The sequence below is a fragment of the Paludibaculum fermentans genome, assembly GCF_015277775.1.
In the GTDB taxonomy this organism is placed as follows: Bacteria; Acidobacteriota; Terriglobia; order Bryobacterales; family Bryobacteraceae; genus Paludibaculum; species Paludibaculum fermentans.
Window position 1 is genome coordinate 8,360,312 of the sequence record NZ_CP063849.1, and the last position, 21,451, is coordinate 8,381,762.

15 protein-coding genes are annotated in these 21,451 nt (G+C 62.3%); 9 read left to right on the top strand and 6 right to left on the bottom strand.

The genetic code is table 11. The features are described from left to right. Nucleotides 1-55: 55 nt before the first annotated feature. The 3 genes from IRI77_RS33120 (at nucleotide 56) to IRI77_RS33130 (ending at nucleotide 3,637) form a co-directional block, all read left to right on the top strand. Nucleotides 56-1,891, top strand: a complete 1,836-nt coding sequence (locus IRI77_RS33120; RefSeq protein ID WP_194449210.1) for a CHASE2 domain-containing protein — start codon at nucleotides 56-58, stop codon at nucleotides 1,889-1,891. Between the two features lie 8 nt (nucleotides 1,892-1,899). Continuing rightward, nucleotides 1,900-3,216, top strand: a complete 1,317-nt coding sequence (locus IRI77_RS33125; protein ID WP_194449211.1) for a sigma-54-dependent transcriptional regulator — start codon at nucleotides 1,900-1,902, stop codon at nucleotides 3,214-3,216. Between the two features lie 274 nt (nucleotides 3,217-3,490). Next, nucleotides 3,491-3,637: a hypothetical protein gene (locus IRI77_RS33130; protein WP_194449212.1), complete on the top strand. Its 147-nt coding sequence runs from the start codon at nucleotides 3,491-3,493 to the stop codon at nucleotides 3,635-3,637. A 90-nt stretch (nucleotides 3,638-3,727) separates the two neighbouring features. Here IRI77_RS33130 and IRI77_RS33135 read toward each other — a convergent pair whose 3' ends face one another. Then, nucleotides 3,728-4,225, bottom strand: coding sequence for a glucosaminidase domain-containing protein (locus IRI77_RS33135; protein WP_194449213.1), 498 nt, complete (start codon nucleotides 4,223-4,225; stop codon nucleotides 3,728-3,730). Nucleotides 4,226-4,731: 506 nt separating this feature from the next. Here IRI77_RS33135 and IRI77_RS33140 point away from each other — a divergent pair. The 4 genes from IRI77_RS33140 (at nucleotide 4,732) to recJ (ending at nucleotide 9,215) form a co-directional block, all read left to right on the top strand. Next, nucleotides 4,732-5,022, top strand: a complete 291-nt coding sequence (locus tag IRI77_RS33140) for a BMC domain-containing protein (protein ID WP_194449214.1) — start codon at nucleotides 4,732-4,734, stop codon at nucleotides 5,020-5,022. Between the two features lie 79 nt (nucleotides 5,023-5,101). Continuing rightward, complete coding sequence (locus IRI77_RS33145; RefSeq protein WP_194449215.1) at nucleotides 5,102-6,958, top strand: aldehyde dehydrogenase family protein; 1,857 nt, start codon at nucleotides 5,102-5,104, stop codon at nucleotides 6,956-6,958. Nucleotides 6,959-6,978: 20 nt separating this feature from the next. Continuing rightward, nucleotides 6,979-7,467, top strand: a complete 489-nt coding sequence (locus IRI77_RS33150; RefSeq protein WP_194449216.1) for a hypothetical protein — start codon at nucleotides 6,979-6,981, stop codon at nucleotides 7,465-7,467. 2 nt (nucleotides 7,468-7,469) lie between these two features. Further along, on the top strand, nucleotides 7,470-9,215 hold the full coding sequence (gene recJ / locus IRI77_RS33155; protein ID WP_194449217.1) for a single-stranded-DNA-specific exonuclease RecJ: 1,746 nt from the start codon (nucleotides 7,470-7,472) through the stop codon (nucleotides 9,213-9,215). Nucleotides 9,216-9,248: 33 nt separating this feature from the next. Here the strand turns inward: recJ and IRI77_RS33160 are convergent, their stop codons facing one another. Further along, entirely contained in the window at nucleotides 9,249-10,217 is a 969-nt protein-coding gene (locus tag IRI77_RS33160; protein WP_194449218.1) for an SDR family oxidoreductase, read from the bottom strand. A gap of 306 nt (nucleotides 10,218-10,523) precedes the next feature. On the opposite strand from IRI77_RS33160, the gene IRI77_RS33165 reads away from it, so the two are divergent. Next, complete coding sequence (locus tag IRI77_RS33165; protein WP_194449219.1) at nucleotides 10,524-12,251, top strand: mechanosensitive ion channel family protein; 1,728 nt, start codon at nucleotides 10,524-10,526, stop codon at nucleotides 12,249-12,251. A gap of 20 nt (nucleotides 12,252-12,271) precedes the next feature. On the opposite strand, the gene IRI77_RS33170 is transcribed toward IRI77_RS33165, so the two are convergent. After that, a complete protein-coding gene (locus IRI77_RS33170) occupies nucleotides 12,272-14,332 on the bottom strand; it encodes a VWA domain-containing protein (RefSeq protein WP_194449220.1) in 2,061 nt (686 codons plus the stop codon). Between the two features lie 253 nt (nucleotides 14,333-14,585). Further along, a complete protein-coding gene (locus IRI77_RS33175; protein ID WP_194449221.1) occupies nucleotides 14,586-14,999 on the bottom strand; it encodes a VOC family protein in 414 nt (137 codons plus the stop codon). 175 nt (nucleotides 15,000-15,174) lie between these two features. Here IRI77_RS33175 and IRI77_RS33180 point away from each other — a divergent pair, with 175 nt between their 5' ends. Then, entirely contained in the window at nucleotides 15,175-16,161 is a 987-nt protein-coding gene (locus IRI77_RS33180; RefSeq protein ID WP_194449222.1) for an NAD(P)-dependent alcohol dehydrogenase, read from the top strand. Nucleotides 16,162-16,287: 126 nt separating this feature from the next. Here IRI77_RS33180 and IRI77_RS33185 read toward each other — a convergent pair whose 3' ends face one another. Further along, nucleotides 16,288-20,613, bottom strand: a complete 4,326-nt coding sequence (locus IRI77_RS33185) for an InlB B-repeat-containing protein (protein WP_194449223.1) — start codon at nucleotides 20,611-20,613, stop codon at nucleotides 16,288-16,290. A gap of 200 nt (nucleotides 20,614-20,813) precedes the next feature. Further along, entirely contained in the window at nucleotides 20,814-21,068 is a 255-nt protein-coding gene (locus IRI77_RS33190; RefSeq protein WP_194449224.1) for a hypothetical protein, read from the bottom strand. Between the last annotated feature and the right edge of the window lie 383 nt (nucleotides 21,069-21,451).

Here is a 21,451-nt window from a genome sequence, read left to right on the forward strand (position 1 = left end):
CCATGCGCTCCAGCCGTCCCATCCTGCAGCCTGATACGGAAGGAGCCGCCGCCGAATGACCCGGCGCATCACACCGGGCCTTGCCTATGGTCTGCTGGCCGCTGGCGCCGCCCTGGTGTCTCTGCTGGTCTCCTGGACGGCCTTGGCCGCCCAGTTCGACAACAACGTCTACGACTTCATCTTCCGCGTAAGGCCCACTGTCCGAGCCGACGCCGGGGCCATACTGCTGGCGTTGGATGAACGCACCATGCAGCGGCATGGCGGCATCGGTGGGATGCGGCGTGCCCTCACGCAGGCCTTGGAGCAGATGGTGCAGGCTCCGCCCCGCGTGGTCGCGGTCGATCTCACGCTGACGGATCCCGGAAACGATGCGGAGGATGCGGCCCTGCAGGCTGCCTTTGCGAAGACGCAGGGCCTCGTGCTGGGCTGCGAGATGGAGCCGGATGCCGGAGGCTGCTCGGGCTGGCAGGATCCCGTGGAGGGCTTTCGGGCCCATGCCGCGCTTGGCCACGTGCACGCCTTGGCCGGCCCGAACGATGAGATCAATCGTCGCGTGACGCTGGAGCGCGTCTGCGGCCGCGCCAGGCGTTGGGCGTTGTCTCTCGAGGCGCTGAGGCTCCTCAAACACGCCGGGGTCATTGAGAGTTCCCCCACCGACGTCACTGTCGGCGGGCTCACCATCCAGTCCCGCTGGGATGCCGGCCGGCCGCTGTGGGTCCGCTACCGCGACGCGGCCTCGGTCATGCGTGTTTCCATGGACGACGTCATCGCCGGCCGCGGGTTGGAGCGCCTGCGCGGCAAGGTGGTCTTTGTTGGGGTCACCGCCCAGTCCGCCGTGAAGGACCGGCTCTTTACGCCGCTCTCGGGCGGCCTGCCGATGCCGGGCGTCGAGATCCATCTGCAGGCCTTCGAGACCATGGCCGCGGGCGATCTGTTGTACGAAATGGGTCCGTTGGCTCCGCTGCTGCTGGCGCTGGTGATTGTCGCCCTGTCGGCGGTCATCTTTACGTTTCTGCGGGGATGGGTGGCTGTTCTTTCCGGTGGAGTGTTGCTGGTGTTGGCTCACGCCGCGCCCTACTTCTTCTTTGCGCAAGGCCTGATTCTCGATGCCTTCGCGCCGGCGGCGGCCTCGTGGCTCGGCGTTCTGGGTTGTGCCGGTTTTCAGTACTTCTATGTCCGGCGGCGGCTCTTTGTCAGCGAAGCGACTACCGCCCGCTACCAGCAGGCTTTCCACTTCGTCGCGCATGAGATGCGCACACCTCTGACCGCCATCCAGGGATCCAGCGAGTTGATGACCCGCTACAACCTGCCGGAACTCAAGCGCAAGGAACTGGGCCAGATGATCAACAGCGAGTCCAAGCGTCTGGCGAAGATGATCACAACGTTCCTCGATGTGGAGAAGCTCGAGGCCGGACAACTCGAATTGCGGCGTGCGGTGTTTGCCCTGCAGGAAGTGGTCGATACCTGCTATCAGCGCGCCATGCCGCTGGCCGAGCGGAAACAGATTCGAATCACTTCGGAAGTGGCCGACGACCTTGTCATCAATGCCGACCGGGAACTGCTGGAGTACGCGATTTATAACCTGATGACGAATGCCGTGAAATACTCCGCGCCGGAAACGGACGTATTGATCTCGGCGCTCCAAACACAGGCCGGAATTTCTATTTCGGTGCGCGATCACGGCATGGGGATGGATGCAGGCGAGGTGAAGAATCTGTTCCGCAAGTTTTACCGCACCCGCAAGGCGGAGCAGTCCGGCGAGGTTGGCACCGGCATCGGCCTCTCTATCGTGCAGCAGATCGTGGTGCTGCACGGCGGCCATGTTGAAGTCGAAAGTGCTCCTGGCGCGGGCTCGACATTTACGGTTGTGCTGCCCGCCACGCTACACTGAGAGCTGGTATGCCCCCGGTGCTGTTGGTGGAAGACGATCCCTCGGTTCGATCGACTATCTCCACATTTCTCGAATTGGAAGGCTATGCCGTGGAGGCTGTTTCCTCCACGCGTGAGGCGTTCCTGCGTCTGAACCACGCAAGTTATCCCATCGTCATCTCCGATATTTACATTGATGAACGAACAGGCATCGATATTTTAAAGGCCGCGCGGCTGGCCAACGATACCTGCGCCGTGATCCTCATGTCGGCCCGTGGCAGCATGGAAACTGTCATGGCGGCCACTCGCGGCGGCGCCTTCGACTACCTGGCGAAACCCTTCGAGCTCGACGATCTCCTCTCCATCGTGAAGCGCGCCGAGGGTGCGGCCGATGAGGAAGGGGACGAGGACATCGATCCCGAGGAGCCGCTGGCGACTGAGATGATCGGCAGTTCCGCCAAGCTCATCGAGATCTACAAGACCATCTCACGCGTGGCGCCCACGGATGCGCTGGTACTCATCGAGGGCGAGACCGGTACGGGCAAAGAGTTAATTGCGCATCTTTTACACGCTAATTCACGCCGTTCCTCCATGCCTTTCCTGCCGGTTGACTGCGCTTCCCTGGCGCCCTCTCTGGTGGAGAGTGAGCTCTTTGGAGCCATGAAAGGCGCGTATACCGGCGCCGATCGCGATCGTACGGGCGTCTTTGAAGCCGCCAACGGCGGCACCGTCTTCCTGGATGAGATCGGAGAAATTGATCTCAACTTTCAGTTGAAATTGCTCCGGTTTCTGCAGGAAAAAGAGATCCGCCCCCTCGGCTCTTCCCGGCCGCGCAAGGTGGATGTGCGCATCCTCGCCGCCACCAATCGCAATCTCCGCAAGATGGTGGAGGAAGGGAAATTCCGGGAGGACCTCTGGTACCGCCTGGATGTTGTTCGCATCGGAGTGCCTCCGCTGCGCGAACGGCATGGCGACGTGCCGCTGCTGGTAGGCGCGTTTCTCAAACGCTACAACGAGCGGTACGCACTGGAAACAAAGATTACGGAAAGCGGCATGAAGGCGCTGGCCGACTACACCTGGCCGGGCAATATCCGCCAGTTGCAGCACATGATGGAGCGCCTCGTAATTCTCTCCCCTAGTGGCCGTATCACCGAGGATGCCGTGGATGATGCCATCCGCACCTCCAGCCCCAAGGAGCAGGCGGGCGAATCACTGGCCGATACCGAGATGGAGCAGATCCGCAAGGTTCTGGCCGCCACGGGCGGAAACAAGAGCCGCGCGGCGAGGATCCTGGGCATTGAGCGGAAGACTCTTTACCGCAAACTGGAACGTATGGGGCTCGCCTGACGGCGTCAGGCTGCCAAAGGGTGTGAGACGGTTCCTTTGGAGGGTGTAGAGAAGCTCTACAGCCGCCGACTCGAAGCGGAGATCGGTCCATGTGCCGGCGTAGAAAAGGCAATTCAGAGGCCGGAGTCCTGGACTCTTACCACTTCGTAAAATTCAAGCTATTGAAAACACAAGGAATATTTGTTTGACGAAATGACGTGTTTCGGCGTTAGAATGAGGCTGCTCGGCATCAGATACGGTTTGTACCTTAGTCCGTAGACGGGAGGTCGCTTCCATGTTCGAGTCCCTCGACGAGCAGATGAAACACGACGACGAATTGGAAACCACGCCAAAAGAGAAGTATCTCAAATGGCTGCTGGTCGGTGTAGTCTCCGTGTTGTTGTTCGGAGGCCTTTATATGGGCGTCCGGCTGTTGGAATAACAGTCCGCACGCGGCAGAGAGGCCTTCCTAAACGAGCAAACACAACAACTAAGATTCATTGCGGACGGGCCCCACGGGGCCCGTTTTGCGCTAGAAGACCCCGGCCTGGGCCAACTCGGCCGGACCCAACTGGCTCATCACGGCCTTGACGGCTGTTGTGTATTCCCGCCGCGGATTGTACAGTTTCAAGACCTGATCCACATTTTTCTTCCTGTACATCCGGGATTTGCCCAGCTTCGAAGCCACCCGGTAAATCCCCTCCCGGGTCGATCTGAACTTCAGCTTGCAGTTGTCCCACCCGAACATATTGTTGTTGTACGCTACTTTGCCGCCGCCCGATTCAATAAAGGACAGACTCGGCAGCAATCGCCAGTCCAGGTCGTGCTGGTCTGCGGCTGTAATGAAATCAGCGGCATAGACTTGGGCTGGGCAATCGCGTTCCTGGAAGAACTGCTTGACTCGGATCAGACGCGGGTCGGTTTTGCTGACGGCCATATCTGCCGGGCGGGGGTCGGGGTCAGCTGCCGTTTGACCGGCCAATAGACCCGCAATCACCACCAAGCCTCTCGATAATGCCTTTGTCATCAAAAACAAACTCTCCTTCAGGTTCTAGCCACCAGTTCCGAAGTACTTTCGTTTTCGGTGTAGTTGAGCCGGGTCGCAACTCCGGCGATTTTTCCCCGGCCTCCGAGCCAGGTCACTGCTCCGGCGGTTGCGCCGGGATTCTACTCCGGCCGATTGGTCCGGAGCGTCTTAGGACGTCTCTCGCGTGTCGAAGGCAACAGGCGGGGTCCTTCGAATCGAGGTAGGACGCCACGCGTTGCAGCTTCATGGGCTATCGCGGAGTGGCTGGCCGATTACGGCTCCCTAGCGTCCTGGGCATGAGGACCATTATACCATAGGGATGTCTCTCGTCCAGCTCTGTATGTTGTTGATTTTATTGGTCTTGCATTTATGGTCAAGGTTGGACAGCCCGCATTTGGGTGCATCGGCGGCCCCTCGCGGCGGCCTCTCCAGCGGTATCGCACACACCTTGGTTGTGATACCGTGGGAGTTTCTGCAAGTTCACTCAGTCGTGCTCGTCGGGAGGTTCAATGGAAGCCCTTGGAATGATCGAAACGAAAGGCTTGATCGGTGCGATCGAAGCCGCCGACGCGATGGTAAAGACCGCCAACGTCACACTCACCGGCAAGGAATATGTGGGCGCCGCGTATGTTTGCGTCACTGTCCGGGGTGATGTCGGCGCTGTCAAGGCAGCCACGGATGCCGGAGCCGCCGCAGCCCGCCGCGTGGGCGAACTCATTGCCGTTCACGTCATTCCGAACCCGCACGAGGAGACCGAGAAGATTCTGCCCGTCCCGAAGAAGAACGACAAGGTCGGATAAGCCGGCGGCCTCCATATATAGAGGAGACGCGCTGATCTGCGCGCTCTTGCAAGGATGACTGGTTGTGTGGGGGGAAGGCATGCTGCATGATGCGGACCTGGTCTCGGTCCAGGAGGTCCGGGAAAAAGTTGATAAGGCTTACGCCGCTTGGCAGACCTATAAAAACTTCACTCAGGAGCAGATCGACGCGGTAGTCGAAGCCGTGGCCGCCAAGGGGCGCGCACACGCCAGGCGCCTGGCTGAACTCGCGGTTCGCGAGACCGGCATGGGCAATGTCGAGGACAAGTATGCGAAGAACATGCTCTGCTCCGACACTCTCCTGCGTGCCATTCGCGGCATGAAGACCGTTGGCGTCCTGCGTGAACTCCCAGAGCAGAAGATCACGGAAGTGGGCGTCCCGCAAGGCGTCGTCGCCGCGATCTGCCCCACCACGAATCCAACGTCCACTGTCTTCTTCAAGACCATCATTGCCCTGAAATCGGGCAACGCCATCGTTCTCAGTCCGCACCCGCGAGCCAGGGAATGCACCTGCGCCGCCGCCGCGCTGCTGGCTGAAGCCGCCGCGGAAGCGGGTGCGCCGCCCGACATTATCCAGTGCGCCACCAACTCCACGCTCGAGGGCACGCAGGCCCTCATGAAGCACCCCAAGACCGGCGTCATTCTGGCCACGGGCGGAGCCGGCATGGTACGCGCGGCATACTCTTCCGGCAAGCCGGCCTTCGGCGTGGGACCCGGCAACGTGCCGGTCCTGCTGGATGTCTCCGCCAATCTTGCGCAGGCTGTGGCGCGCATCGTTAGCGGGAAGAGCTTCGATTTCGGCACCGTCTGCTCCAGTGAACAGACCGTTGTCGCCGAACGCGGGCTGCGCGATCGCATGCTCGCTGAGTTCAAAGCGCGCAAGGCGTACATCCTCAACGATCAGGAACGTGCCGCCGTAGAGAGGACTCTCTTCAGCAGTGGCACCACTGTCCGCGCCGACTGCGTCGGCAAGTCTCCCCAGACCATCGCCCAACTCGCCGGCATCACGATTCCCGCCGATGCGGCCATCCTGGTCGCGGAGATTCAGGGCGTGGGCCGCGAGCATCCTCTCTCGGCCGAAAAGCTCTCCCCCGTCCTCGCGCTGCTCTTCGTCGATTCCTTCGAGGCCGGGCTGGATGCCTGTGAAGCGATTCTCAAGTTCGGTGGACTGGGCCATACCTGTGTGATCCATGCCGGCGACGAATCCAAGGTCCGCCGCTTTGGCCTGCGCATGCCGGCCTTCCGTGTGCTTGTGAATACGGCCTCTCCACAGGGCTCCGTTGGCATCACCACCAACGTGCAGCCTTCGATGACCCTCGGCTGCGGAGCCATCGCCGGCAACATCACCAGTGACAACGTCGGCCCTCAGCACCTCATCAATATCAAGCGCATCGCCTGGGCTGTGCGCGATCCCGAGCCCGCGCCAGGCCAGCCCGCCGGGTTGAACATTGACAAGGCCGCGCTCGTCGCCGCCGTGGAACGCTATCTTGCGCAGCGTGGTGTGAATGTCAGCGGTGCAACGTTATCGGCCGCTGTAGCCGCCGCCCTGCCCGCGCAGGCGCCCGTCGTTGCGCCCGCGCCCAAGCCTCCCTTGCATGGTGCTGTCGCCGGCGCCGTCGATCGTTTTCTGGCCGCCAAGCAAGCGCAGGCTACGGCCTCAGTGGAACCGCCGTCCGCGCCGTCCTGTGGCTGCGGTATCAAACCCGCGGAACCCACGTCGGCTGTTCCTGCCGCGCCCGCGGCACCGGCTCAGATCCCCGCTCCAAAGATTGAAATCGTTCCCTTCGTTTGCGAAGCGGACGTTCGCGAAGCAATCGCGAAAAAGAAGAAGATATTCATCGGCCCCAAGACAATCGTCACCCCATCGGCCAGAGACCTGGCCGGGCCCGATGAGATCCTGGTGAGGGCCGAGCGCTAACCGCGCTGGAGAACCCATCCGTGAGACCAAACCTCGACTCGTTGACCGAAGAGATCCAGCACTACCTCGAAACCGAGCACTTCGTCGTATATCGCTCCATGAGCCGCGCCACCGACGATGGGCGCTTCGTTTACTGGGACACGGGCCGGTTGCCCGATTACCACCGGTTTTTGGAATGCGCGCTACAACTGGGTGTTCGGCTCGTTCATTTCCACACCCGCGAGTTCCGCTCCCACCACCGGGAAGAAGCACTCGAACTGCTGGAAGAGTCCGAAATGCCGCGCGACGACAAGCGCGACCTGGAGCGGCGCATCCGAGAGCTCTCCATTTACGAAGGCTTCATTTGCGCGATCGAGCTCAGCTTCGATTTCGAGGGCCGCATTTACCTCTTTGAACTCCAGACCGAGTGGTATGAAGAATGGCACGACATCCTTGATCAGCTCGAGGATGCCGGCCCGGATGGACCCGAGGAAGCCGGCGGCTACGGCGGCTTCTACTCGAACAACTGAGAATGATGCAAACTCAGGCGCGCTGGTCACTCGCCGAAACATCAGAGAAGGAAGTGGCGGCGCTGGCCGCCCGATGTGGGCTCCAATTGCCCGCGGCCCGCGTCCTGTGGTCGCGCGGCTTCCGGACGCAGCAGGACGTCGAGCATTTCCTGCATCCCCGGCTCACTGATCTGACGGATCCGTTCCTGATGGCCGGCATGCAGCAGGCCGTCGATCGCATCCGCCGCGCCGTCGATCGCAAGGAGAAGATCCTGGTCTACGGCGACTACGATGTCGACGGTGTCTCCAGTGTCGTGATCCTCAGCAAGATGCTGGAGTTCATGGGACATGCGCCCGAATACCACGTGCCCGACCGCCTGAAGGACGGCTACGGCATGCAGGTGTCGGTCGTGGAACAGGCGGCCCGCGAAGGCGTCAACCTCATCATCAGCGTCGATACAGGCATCCGCGCCATCGAAGCCGTCAAAGCCGCTGTGGCCGTTGGCGTCGATGTCGTCATCACCGACCATCATCTGCCTGAGGAAGAGCTGCCGCCGGCCGTCGCCATCCTCAACCCAAACCGGCCCGACTGCCTCTATCCCAACAAGAACCTCTGCGGCGCCGGAGTCACGCTCAAGCTGATTCAGGCCCTGATGGAAAGCCTGAACTGGCCGCCCGACCGCATCGTTCGCTACTCCGATTCCTTCCTTGTCATGGTCGCCATCGCGACGGTTGCCGACGTTGTCCCGCTCACGGGCGAAAACCGTGTCATCGTCAAACGCGGACTTGACGGCCTCTCAAAGACCCGCAATCCGGGCCTGCGCGCGTTGCTCGAGGCCAGTGGAGTCGAGCCTGGCTCCGCCATGACCGCCACCGACGTGGGCTTCCGTGTCTCCCCCCGTATCAACGCGGCCGGCAGAATGGACAATGCCCGCGAAGTGGTGGAAATGTTCCTCACCAGCGATGAGGAGCGCGCCCGCGCCATCGCCACGCGCCTGGATGGGCTCAACCTGGAACGCCAGCGCACCGGCGAGGCCATCGTCAAGGCAATCCTCGAAGAGTGCGGGGAAGACGGCCCTGGGCCCGACCGCGCAGGCCTCGTCTTCTATTCGCCCGACTGGCATCGCGGCGTCGTGGGCATCGTCGCCAACCGCGTCGTCGAACTCTTTCACCGCCCGGCCATTGTGCTGGGCCGCGATGAAAACACCGGAATGGCGCAAGGCTCCGGCCGCTCAATTCCCGGTTTCCATCTGCTGGATGCCCTCAACGGCATGGCGGAAGTGTTCATCCGCTTCGGCGGCCACCGCCAGGCTGTGGGCGTGACGTTGGAAGAGTCGCGGGTAGAGGAACTCAAGCAGCGCTTCAATGCCTTCGCCCGCGAAACCCTCAGCGATGAGGACCTCGCCCCCGAGCGTCTGCTCGACGCCGAGGCCACCATCGACGAATTGAACGACACCGCCGTCGACGAGATCCTGCACCTCGCCCCCTTCGGGCTGGGTAACCGCGCGCCTCTGTTCCTGCTGCGCAACGTCGAGATCCGCCAGACGCCGGAAGTTTTCGGCAAGGATCGCGATCACCTGCGCATTCGCATCTTCCAGGGCAACCGTTCGCTCTTTGCCAAAGCCTGGCGTTTCGCCGGGCGCATCGGCGAACTCCAGCAGGGTGCCCGCGTCGACGTTGCGTTGACCGTGGAAGCTGACGCGTTCAGCGCCAAGCGCGGCTACAGTCCCTGGAGCGCCACCATCCGCGACATTCGCCCCGTGGACTAGCCGGGCCAGCCGCCCGGCCCCGCGGGCACCTTTTCAGCGGTAATCCTCATAACGGCCCTCGAGCCCTGCCTCGCTGACCTCCGTCATGAAACGCCAGACGTCCGGGCGCGATCCATCCAGGTCCAGGAATCCGTACCCGGCGGCCAGCTCTCCGGAACTGACGGATCGCTGGTTCCATCTGGCCCGCTGCGGATCGCAAGCCAGCGCGACAACCGCACGCCCCGTAAATCGCGGCGTCTCTGAGAGTGCGAAATCCGGTGGGGCCCCCGGTCCGCTGCGCTCACCTTCCGCTTTCAGCGAATCCCTCCAGTTTTCTTCCGACACGCCGAAGTGCTCGAGCATGATCTCGGAACGCATCCAGCCCGGCGTAATCGCCACGGCCGTCCCTTCATGCTGCGCCAGTTCGTGGCCTTGAGAGTAAGCCAAACGGTTCACCGCCACCTTGGCCAGATCGTAGTAGACCGAGATTCGATAGTGCGATGCGTTGTATTCGCTCGTGCCGTCAGTCACCTCCACCAGCAGGCCGCCCGGTCTCTGAATCAGCAGCGGCAGCAGGAAGTGGGACGTGATCAAGTGCGTATCCACTGCCAGGTGCAGGATGCGCAGGCCCTTTGCCAGGTCGTGCTCCCAAATTGGTGTGTTCCAATCCGCGGGCCCACCCTTCAGCAACTCGCCGCCCCAGATGTCATTCACCAGCACGTCGATGTGCCCGTACTCGTTCTGAATCCGCGCAGCCAGGTTCTCCACCTGTGCCGGATCCAGATGGTCCATCACCACGGCAACGCCCGTGCCGCCAAGCTCAGTCACTAGTTCGGCGGTCTCCTCAATCGTCTCCGGACGGTCATACTCAGACCGCCTGCCGCGCGTGCTGCGCCCTGTGCAGATCACTGTGGCTCCTGCCTCGCCCAATGCCGCTGCGATGCCGCGCCCAGCCCCACGGGTCGCTCCTGCTACCACGGCAATCCGTCCCCTCAATGCGTTCGGATTTAGCGACCATGTCATGGCAAGTATCTCCTGATCCCAGTAGTAACAGACGAGGCTTGTGATTTCGGTAAATCTCAACTCCGCATCACCTCGGCGAGAGGCGAAAGTCCGGCGTGGGTCCAGCCCGCACTGCCTGCGCTAAACTTGGGGCAGATGTGGTGCCCCCCGTTCTCCACTGCGGCACCGCGCCGCGCCTTTCACTGGGCCGCGCCGGCGCTTCTGCTCCTGCTTCCTGCCGCTGGGCCTGGACTCCGTGCTCAACGGCCTCTCCCGGACCAGGACATTCTTCAGTACCTCAGCCAGACATCGGCCTGGTACCGAAATGTGGCCGCCGTTGTCCAGTCGCCAACCGATTCGACGCAAACGGTCTTCGCCGGCGCATTGCGCCAAAGCTCCATCGACACGGTCCGGCTGGCCTTTGAATTCGCACGAGCGCAAGCCGCCATTCCGCAGGCGACTACTTCGGAGAATCCGCCACCGGACGCCGCGCGCGGCCGCACACTGGCGCAGTCCGCCGCGGCGGCGGCGCAGCGGGCCGAACTGTCCCAGGCGGAGCTGGACCGGCTGAATCTCCAACTGCAATCAGCCAGCGGTGCCGGCCGGGCGCGTCTGCAGGCACTGCGGGACGAAGTGGCCAGTGAGGCCAACTTCGCCAAGGCGCGCCGCGACGCACTCCGCAATCTCATCGGCTTTCTCAGCGCACCGGACGAGGGTGGACTCGGCGCCAAGATCCTCACCTTGGAACGCTCCATCCCCGAAGCGGCGCCTGCCCTGAAGGGGACGCCCGAGCCTGCTCCCGCCGCTCGTCCAGCCGCCACGCCGGACTTTCATCCGGAATCCTCGGGGATCGTGGGCCTCACGGCGGAAGTCTTTTCTCTCTCCCAGCGGATGAACCAGTTGGAGCGCTTGTCCCAGGAGACGGAGGCCCTCCGCCAGTCAGCGGAGAAACTTCGCGGGCCGCTGCGCAGCGCCTTGCGCGAAGTGATCAGGCGGGGCGATGCGATTACACAACTGCCCGAGTCCTCGAACATCGAGGCCTTGAACACCCAGCGGAAACAGATCGATGCTCAACTGGCGCGCTTCAAGCAACTCTCCGCATCCTCCAGTCCGCTCAGCGAGCAGGCGGCCCAGATCAACTCCAGCCGCGGCCGCATCGTGGAGTGGCGCCGTGCTCTCGGAGAACGCTATAACTCCGCGTTGCGCTATCTCCTGCTGCGCATCGTCATGCTCGCCGTGGCCCTGCTGCTGATTTTTGGGCTCTCTGAACTCGCACGGCGCGCCACTGTTCGCTACGTGCAGGATCTTCGCCGCCGCAGGCAGTTTCTTGTGCTGCGGAGGATCGTGGTCGGCTGTGCTGTCGCCTTGCTGATCATCCTCAGTTTTGTCACGGAATTCGGATCGCTGGCTACCTTCGCCGGCTTCTCCGCCGCCGGCATTGCTGTCGCCATGCAAAGCGTGATTCTCTCCGTCGTCGCCTATTTCTTCCTGGTCGGGCGCTGGGGCGTGCGTGTCGGAGATCGTGTCACCGTCTCCGGCGTCACCGGGGAAGTGGCCGACGTAGGACTCTTCCGGCTCTACCTGCTGGAACTCGGTGGTTCCGGTCCGGCACTGGAGCCGACGGGCCGCATCGTCGTCTTTCCGAATGCCGTGTTCTTTCAGCCTTCGGCGATGTTCAAACAACTCCCCGGCATCGACTACGTCTGGCGTGCGGTCATTCTGAAATTCCCTGGCCGGGCCGATTACGCGCAACTGGAGCGCCGCCTGATGGACGCAGTACAAACGATCTGGGCGGAGTATCGCGATGTTGTCGAGCGCCAACACGGCAACTTCCAGTCTTCCCTGCTGGTGCACACGGAAGCACCGCGGCCGGAAAGCCGCATCCGCTTCATCGATGCGGGCCTCGAGATCACCATCCGCTACCCGGTCGAGATCCGCCGCATCGCAGAGATCGACGACCGCGTCACACGGGAGTTCATCCAGTTGCTGGACGCCGAGCCCGCACTGTCCGGCAACGAAGGCGCCAAGTTCAAGATCGAATCCGTGGCAGGGTAGGGAAGTTGCCAGGCTCCGCCTCACTCCAGGTTAGGACTCAACAGCAGCTCGAAATCCATCCAACTCGTGGCCGCGTTCTGTTTCTTCTTGCCGGTCTTGTCCGTCACCAGGACTTGCAGCAAATAGTAGCCTGTCAGCAGCGGCGGACCCAGCGTCAGCACGCCCGTCATCTGCCGTAGACCTGCCGGGCCGTCTTCCGCCATAACCTCCTTCGGCGGAGTATGAAACACCAGGGACCCGTCGCGGTATAACCGCAGCTCTGTCTCTACTCTCGCGCGTGCATTGAGAATCCGGTACGAGTACGCGACCTTCTGGCCGTAGCGGAAACGGCGTAGGGCTGGATGCCCGCCGGTCTGCTCCACGAGTGCATCATCCCCGCTGCCGCCTGCCCCCAGTTTCTGTACCGTGTCATTCGTGGCATTCAGTAGAACGACCCCCGAAACGGCCAGTTGGCCCTTCTGCAGGGCAGGGACTTCGACGAATTGGTTGGCCGACCCAATTTTCCCCGACATCGCATCCCTCACCACGACCCTGTACTGGAAGGGCCCCGGCACCTTGAGCGGGTGAGTGGTGGTATACATCAAACCTTCCTTCAAAAGACTCTCGTACACTGGTCCCCTCGCGCGTACCGTGTAAGTACGGTCCAGCCGGTTGACCGACGGCCCGGCCTCTCCCACTGCCACTGTAATCACATCCACGACCGCCCTTCTCCATCCGTCGGCTTCCTCGGCGAAATACAGGCTTTTGGCGTCGATGTGGACCATCGAGAGAATACTCGGACCGCCCTCGGGTTCATCGTCGAACCAGGACGTCAGGCGGACGGGTACTTCCGCGGCGTGAAAGGGAGACGCGAATGCCGCGGCGATGCTGTCTCCTCGCGTCCTTGGCGCAGAGCCTTCCGGAACGTCCGCAGTTCCCAGAAAACCGGCCCGCGTGCGAACTTGCGTCCCCGAGCGTAGCACCTTCACGTTGATGCGATGGAAGAGTGGCGCGCCACGGACTTGTTCGAAAGTGCCTGGCTCCGCCCGGTAGCCGATCAGATAGTACCCGGACTGATCCTCAATCGACTGACGCGCCAGCTTCGCCAGATCATTGTCATCCTTCAGGAAAAGCCCGCCGGTCTGCTTCGCCAGATAGTTCAGTCCCGCCTGGCTGTCCAGGAGCACAGCCTTCTCTCCCTGATCATGTTGGATCCGGTCGACTGGTTTTGCCGCCTCGACAGTGGGTGGGCGACGCGAGTCTGCGGAAAATCCCTCAGGCGCAGCAAGCGGCCGGACGTCCACCGTGTAAATGACCACGCCCGATCGGTTGGCCGCGTCAGCCAGATGCCGCAGATGTTCTGTCAGGTAGGGGTTCCCAAACCGGTTCATTGTAAGGCCCTGCGAAAAGAGGATGACTGATTTGCGGCCAGGCAGGCCGCGAAGCCCCCCGATGATGTACTGGACCGCGCCCATCGTGCCGCTCGTGAAATGTTGACGGGCCCATTCCTGATCCCGTTCATCCACAACCGGTGTGAATCCTCCGAAGTCCGAACTGCTCGCAGCTCGCGAGCTCAGATTGAAGCGCAACCGTTCAATCGCGGCATGCAGGATCCTCTTGTCCGAGGTGAACTGCTGGAACGCAGCCGCGCCGCGCCCGGTGGTGAGCACAGCCACGAGGTCGTCGGGCTGCATGTCTTCATCGACGAACTTCTTCAAAGCGTTGCGGACGCGGGCCGTGCTTTCGAACGACAGTCCAAGATCATCCACGACCAGCGCGTAAGTCCGCTGGATGTCTTTGGCTCTCACGCTCGGCGGCGGCGTCATCTTTTCCGTCGGCGCGGTCTTTAGCTTGCTCCCCGCCGGCGGAGTCGGACTCCCTGCGATGAACGAAACGTGAGTGATCTTCTGGCGCCTTCCATCCTGCCGGATCTCAAATTCCTCAGGCCGCAGATCGGTTACATGGCGGCCACGCGAATCCGTCACGACGGCGTCCACCTGCACCAGTTGCACGTCAATCCGGAGCAACGGCGTACTGGACTGCGGTGATTGTGAGACGAGGGGGAGGGTAAGCAGTGCGGCAAAGCATAGACGGGGAAGCATGCTTAAATTCCGCCCATAGTCTATCACTTAATTGCATATTTAGCCGCATGAATAGAAGTGTCTCTTGTGGCAAGAAAACGTGTAGCACATTAACTATTCGAATCAGCTCTGTCGGCTCCTTGTCTCTGTAATCAGTGTTCTGTTTCCTCGTCGCGACAGCCTCTCTCAGGGGGTTTTGGGCGAGATGAAGTGATCACCCGTCAGGCCTGCTGTGCTCACTGCAAGCCTGGCATTCCGCCCCATCCGGCGGTTCTCACGGCCTGGGCCGTTCATGCAGGATCATCCACGACGTTCCAAACCTGTCCCGCAGCATGGCAAACCGGAAGGCGAAGAATGTCTCTTCCATCGGCATGAAGATCTGGCCTCCTTCGCACAGCAATGCATAAATGCGTTCAGCCTCTTCCGTGCTGTCGACATTCAGGGAAAGATACACGCTGCGCATCGGCTGAAACCGGTCCGATGGCACATCGGAACCCATCAGTTCTGTCTCGCCAATGTTCATCCGCGCGTACATGATGGAATCCTTCCACTCCGGAGGAGCTCCTTCCGGATTCGGCTGTTGCTCACGGGTCAACATCATCGTGATCTGGCCGCCGAGATGCTCTTCGTAAAAGCGAAAGGCCTCGCGGCAGTTTCCGCCATAGTTTAGATAAGTATGCAGCTTCATAACTTGTTCCACTCCTCCACACATGTGCTCACTGTGCAGCCGGAATAATTCGCGGGCCGCCGCCCTACATCATCTCCCATCCACAGTCCGCCGTTTCGCAAACTACGGCCAGGGCTACGGGTGCTTTCGCGCCTGGATTGTGGGACGATCATTCGAAAACAGGCAGGGAAGTACCATGAGAGCTGCCGTCTATTCCCGTTACGGGCCCCCGGACGTCGTCCGCATCCAGGAAGTGGGAAAGCCCATTCCCAGGGACAACGAAGTCCTCGTCAGGATTCACGCCACCACCGTCTGCGCCGCCGATTGGAGACTCAGAACGGCGGACCCCTTTCTCATCCGCTTCATGAACGGTCTCCTTCGTCCGAACAAGACCAAAATCCTCGGGATGGAATTCTCCGGAACCGTGGAGGCGGTTGGCCCGGCCGTCACCCGCTTCGCACCAGACAATCAGGTCTTCGGCGGCACCGGCTTTCAATTCGGAGCCCACGCCGAATACGTCTGCCTGCCGGAAGCCGGAACGTTGGCCGCGAAACCGGAGAACATGACCATGGAAGAGGCCGCCGGCGTCCTCTTCGGAGGTTTTACATCCCTTCATTTCCTGCGAAAAGCGAACATCCAGGCCGGACAAAACGTGCTGATTTATGGCGCATCCGGCAGTGTGGGTACTTTCGCCGTCCAACTGGCCGTCCACTTCGGAGCACGGGTCACCGGAGTTTGCAGCTCCTCCAATGTGGACATGGTTCGATCTCTCGGTGCGGCCGCGGTGCTCGACTACACCAGGGAAGACTTCTCGAGCGCAGGCCCTGTATACGACATGGTGTTTGATGCAGTCGGCTATAGCGGCTTTGAGCGCAGCCTGAGGGCCTTGAAGCGCGGCGGTTACTACGTTCGGGTCGGGGGGTCCGGGAAGTTCCTGGCAATACTGATGGGCGCCCTGCAAGGCATATGGGTCTCCGCCACCGGAGCCGCCAAAGTTGTCGGAGGCGTGGCCGCCGGCAGCCGCGAGGATCAACTGTTCCTCAAGGGGCTAATTGAAGCCGGGAAGCTGCGTACCGTGATAGACCGCTTTTACCCCTTGGACGAGATCGCCGAAGCTCACCGTTACGTGGAACGCGGACACAAGCAGGGCCATGTGATTATCGTCATGGACCCGCCACGATAGCAGTCTGAGGCGGAAGCCCCGCTAGCCGCCGGGCGAGGCAGCCACACTACCGCCTGTGGGGTGGAGCGCCTGGCGTTCCCCAGCGCTCCATCACGAACCAGCCCATGCAACTGCGGATGCCGGCCATTACGGAACGGACCAGGCGCCGGTCTTTACCCACCCGGAATCCCGGGAGAGCGGATCCAGCGTCCGCTGGTACAGGTTCTTGGCTCCGGACATCGGCGCCTTCAGCGTAACGGGCACATACACAATCACCGTACCCGACGGGTGAGTGACGCCCGAGAGAGCGGGGTTGATCGAACACGCGCTGCTGTCCAGCGCGTTCGAGGCCGTGCCCGGGCTCACCGGACCCAGGAAGAATCCCACGTCGCTGGAGTACATCCACAGGCCATTGCCCGCCTTGTCATAGTGGACAAAGCAGAAGGGCTTGCCGCCTCCATCGGGGCTCGCGGCGATCAGGAACTGCGACCAACCCGCGGTCGTGTCCTCATACCCCACAGGGTCCGGATACAGCAGTGTGAAGGTCTGCGCCCCGTTCGAGCCCGATCCCGGCTGGACGCTCATCGTGCCGAGTGGGGCCGCCGAGGTGTTCCAGGTGCCGCGCTGCACCCACCCGGTGTCGAACTGGCTCAGCGTCTGCGCTCGCAGATAGACGTTCAGGCCGGCCGCGGCTTTAAACGCCACACGGGCGTTAAAGGTGAGCGTGTTGCCGCTCTTTGCCACCGTCGAGGTCTTCGTATTCAGGCCGCAGAGCTGGTTCTGCAGCAGCGCGCTGGCGGCACCGGGCTGGACCGGGCCCTGAAAGAAGCCGCCGTCTCCATAGACCCAGAACCGGTCGCCTTGTACATCATAGTGGAGGAAGCAATACGGTTTCCCTCCGCCGTCTGGCGCCGCCGCCAGCAACAACTGGACCCAGGCAAGATCGCGGTAGCCGAGCCCCGCGGAGTAGGTGGCGCTGAAGGCGGCTGCCGCGCCGGAGCCTGACGCGGGCGCAAGGCTCACCACGCTCGGGTACGGGTCGTAAATCGCAAAGTTCGCCGTGACCGCGAGCGGACTCTGAATACTGAGTAGTTGCGGATTGGTGGCTCCGCTGAGCGCCCCGCTGAAACCGGTGAATCTGTGCCCGGGCGCGGGTACACCCGTAATCTGGACCTGTTGATACCCGTCGTACCAGCCATCCGCGCTGGCGGGCGACACGGCGACACTCCCGTCGGAACTGGGGTAGGCGGTCGTCGTGAGTTTATACCTTGCGCCGTAATTGATGTAGTAGGTCGCGTTCTGCGTGGGGGTGATCGTGCGAGTGAGGCCCCGGTATCCGCCATCCCAGGACTGGTAGATCAGCTGCGTCCCCGGATCCACCAACGTCGGCACGGACGAAGTCGTCACAACGTGAGGTTGGCCGATCGTCAGTTGCAGCACCTGCGATCCCGTATATGCGACGCCGTCCACGCTGAATGATCCGCCGGCCGGTTGCGTGTTGAGGAAGATCGAGATTCTGGGCGGGCCGGAGAGGACGGCCTCGCTATGTTGCCCGCCCGCGGCGATGGCGGTGATCCCTGCCAGTCCGGCTGGAAGGCTCGTCTGGCCGGAAGTGTTCCCGCCCCAGGCCACCAATGTCCCATCCCACTGTAATGCCAGCGCGTGGGCAGTACCGGCGGATAGGGTCCTGATATCCGTCAGGCCGGCCGGCATCCCATTGAGGATGCTTGCCGGGTTGTTGCCCCACACGACCGGTGTGCCGTCATCCAGCAGCGTGGCGCTGAATGAGGCGCCCGCCGAGACCGAAACTGCACCCTGCAGGTTGGCCGGTACACTACTCTCTCCGTCAGCGTTGCTGCCCCAGGCGACCACCGTTCCATCCCGCAGGACTGCCAGGGAATGGTCGCCGCCCGCCGCGATCGCAACGGCATCACGCACCGCGGCCGGCACCGTCGCCTGGCCGCTGCCGTTCGCGCCCCAGGCCACCACGGATCCGTCGCTGGTCAGCGCCAGGCTATGCAACTGCCCGGCTGCGACCGCGATCACCGTGGGCAGGGAGGTTGGCACTGTCGCCTGGCCGCTACTATTGTCACCCCAGGCCACAACACGGCCGTCCGAAACCAGGGCGAGCGTGTGATAGCCGCCAGCCGCAAAGGCAACTGCAGTGGAGAGATTGGCGGGAACCTGCGTCTGCGATTTCGAATTATCGCCCCACGCCACCACCTTGCCGTCTCCTAATAGGGCGGCGGTGTGCGCCAAACCGGCGGTGACATCGACGATATTCATCAATCCCGCCGGCGCCGTGATCTGACCCGCCTGGCCCGCTCCCCAGCCAACTACCGAATTGGTATTCGTGTAAACAGGCTCCGACGACCGGACGCCGCACCCCGGGCAAACTGAGGGGATGGACAGGCCGACCGCCTCGCTCCCGCTTGTGAACGAGGGTAACTGAGACACGATGAGGATAGCCGGATACGCCTGGCCAGGAGCCAGTGAATCCGACCGGCTGCAGATATTCTCAGCACAAGCCCACCCCGCACCAGTCATCGATGCTGTCCGGGATGAGTCGAACCTCACTTGCACGCCGCTCTGCGCGGTTGGTCCCTCGTTCACGACCCGTGCCACGTAGGCGGCGTTCTGTTGTCCGAGAATCAGGTGGTGCAGTGGCTTCAATGACAGGCGAACCGTGGCATTGGCCTGCGCCTGGAAGTTCGCCGTCAGGTTGTGCGATGCATTCATGACGACCCGCAGCGGATTCGTCGCATCCGTGCCGAGGGAATCGTAACTGAAGTTGGAAAAGAGATATCCGTTGGATGGAGTGGCCCTGACCAATACGGAGGCGCCTGCATCGTACAGTGCAGTGGCCGGGCTGGCCGTTCCCCCGGCCCCGGATGAAATGATCAGACGGAACTTCGTCTTGAAAGTGGCTGTGTATACCGCGTCCGCCGTACCGGTTGTGATGGTATGCGAGGCGGCTCCCCCATCGCTCCAGGCGTTGAAGTAATACTGTGTGTTCTGCGCTCCACCAGGTTGCGCGGCCGCTGTGGAGATCGCATGCGTGCTGTCCGGTGGTACCTGTATCGAGAAGGGCAACGTCCTGGAAACCCCATCCACCGTGATAGCCGGGCGGGTTGAAGTATAGGGGCTGGACAGATCAACGGCCTGCGCCGTGCCGTCGAACGAGATCGTGATCAGCGGGGTGGTGAGGATGGCTATCGCGTAGCTAGTCGAGCCGGCCACCGCTCTCGTGTGCGCCAGTCCATTCGCCTGGTCAGGCCGGAAGTAGGGCTGGGTGCCCCAGCCGCGGGCCGTCCCATCCGCTTTCAACGCGATGAGATAGGAGGTTCCGGCCAGCGCGACGACCCCGCCCAGGCCCGATGGCACCGCGGCCAGGTCCCCGCTGGTGGCCGTCTGCCATACCACGACGGTTCCATCGGGCCGGATACCCGCACCAGTACCATTCGCCGCGGCTAACACCCGGGACAGCTTCTCCGTGGGCACAGGCAAGGCGGCCGCGCCACCCCACGAGGTGACTTGGCCGGTGGAATCGAGCGCCACGGCGATGTTGATCCCGAGAGAGACCTGCACGACATTGGCCAGGCCCGCGGGGAAGGTCACCAGCGGGTTGGAGCCCACAGAGACGGCGGCCAGGGTGCCATCCGCGCGCACCGCCACGGCGGCGGTACTGCTGGCGGCAATCGACACAATGTTGGAAAGGCCGCCGGGAATGGCCAGTGTTCCGTACCTCGACCACGCGGCCACGGTCCCGTCGCCCTTCAAGGCATAACACGTGAGATCGCCCATCGCGATGGCGACCACACCCGTCAGCGCCTTGGCTTCGCTGGGAGTATCCCGGCCGTAGTAATCCCATTGAACGACGGTGCCGTCCTTCCTGAGCACAAGCGCCTCGCGCTCCGAAACCGCCAGGGCGACGGCGTCGGTAAGCCCCGGGGGCACGAAGTTGAGAGGCAGGTTCGTATTGTTCGTGGAAGCGAGGCCATACAGCCGACCTTCTGACGCAATGCTCGTCACGTCGGTGGCCAGGTTGTCTGCGATATTGGAATCCCCGCCGCCGGAGACCGTCACCAGATTGCTGACCGGGTCGGGCGCGCCAGCACCCACCGCCGCCAGTACGCTAATGGCCGGCAGCATCTGGCCCGGGGCGAAGCTATCGCTCCGCGTGCAGGTGTTGGCTACACAGGTCCAGCCGGGTCCGGACATCGTAGTGATGGCAATGCCCGATGGCATGGATTCCACCACCGAGATCGTCCCGGAAGTGGCCCCTCCGCCGGAGTTGGTGACCCTGATCAGATAGACCGCGTTGGTCTGCCCCCGCAGGAAACTGCTGGTGTGCGTGAGGGCAATGTTCAGGTCGGGGCCAGCCGCGGCCGGGGTCTGGCCGGCGGACGCGCCTGGAATCACCAGGAATAGATAGGCAGCCAGCGCGGGAAAAGAGCGAGTGTTGAGTCGCAAACCAACCTCTGCACTAAAATGTCACAGCCGATTTAGGCAGGTCAATCGGCTTCATCAGTGAACCTGAATAAAACTTCTCCAATCACAGCCCGGACTGCGCGTATATTTTCGGGATCAACTCGAAAATGCCATCGCGGGTACAGATCTAATCTCACCCTATTGCGAGAACGCCCGCGCCGCCCGAAATGACCCGGCTGGGTTCATAAAACCGTCCACACGCCGGTCTTCACCCAGCCCGAATCCCTGGACAGAGGGTCAAGACTCCGTTGATACACATTCTTGGCGCCGGCCATCGGCCCTTTTATAGGGACAAGCACACTCAAATGCACCACGCCGGTTGGATGAGTGACCGTCGCGAGTCCGGTATCGACGGAACAGGCGCTGCTGTCGACGGTGTTCGAGGTCACACCCGGGCTCTCCGGTCCCACGAAGAAGACCAAGTCGCTGGAGCACATCGACAGTCCGATTCCTGCCCAATCCTCCATGCCCGTCAGCCTGACCCGTCATACCGCGAATCACAAAAACGCGATTTCCAATGGAGTCAAACATGGCGCCGCGGGCTGCCAAAGCAGAAGAAACCGCTACGAACCCCGACCGTCAGGGAGGGGGCACCACCGTGTTTCGCACGGCGCATGTTAGTAAGCCGGTACACGCTCCTGGCGCGTCTTCAATGGAGTCCGAGTATCCGCCCTGCGGGCCGCCAAAGCGGATGAATCCACAGCGACCCCAGACTGTCGGGGCCCCTACCACGCTACGAACCGCGACTGGCAAGGAGCGGGCCACGGACACCTACGCGTCCGCAATGGAGCGCCATCACCCACGAACGCTAAACCTGCTC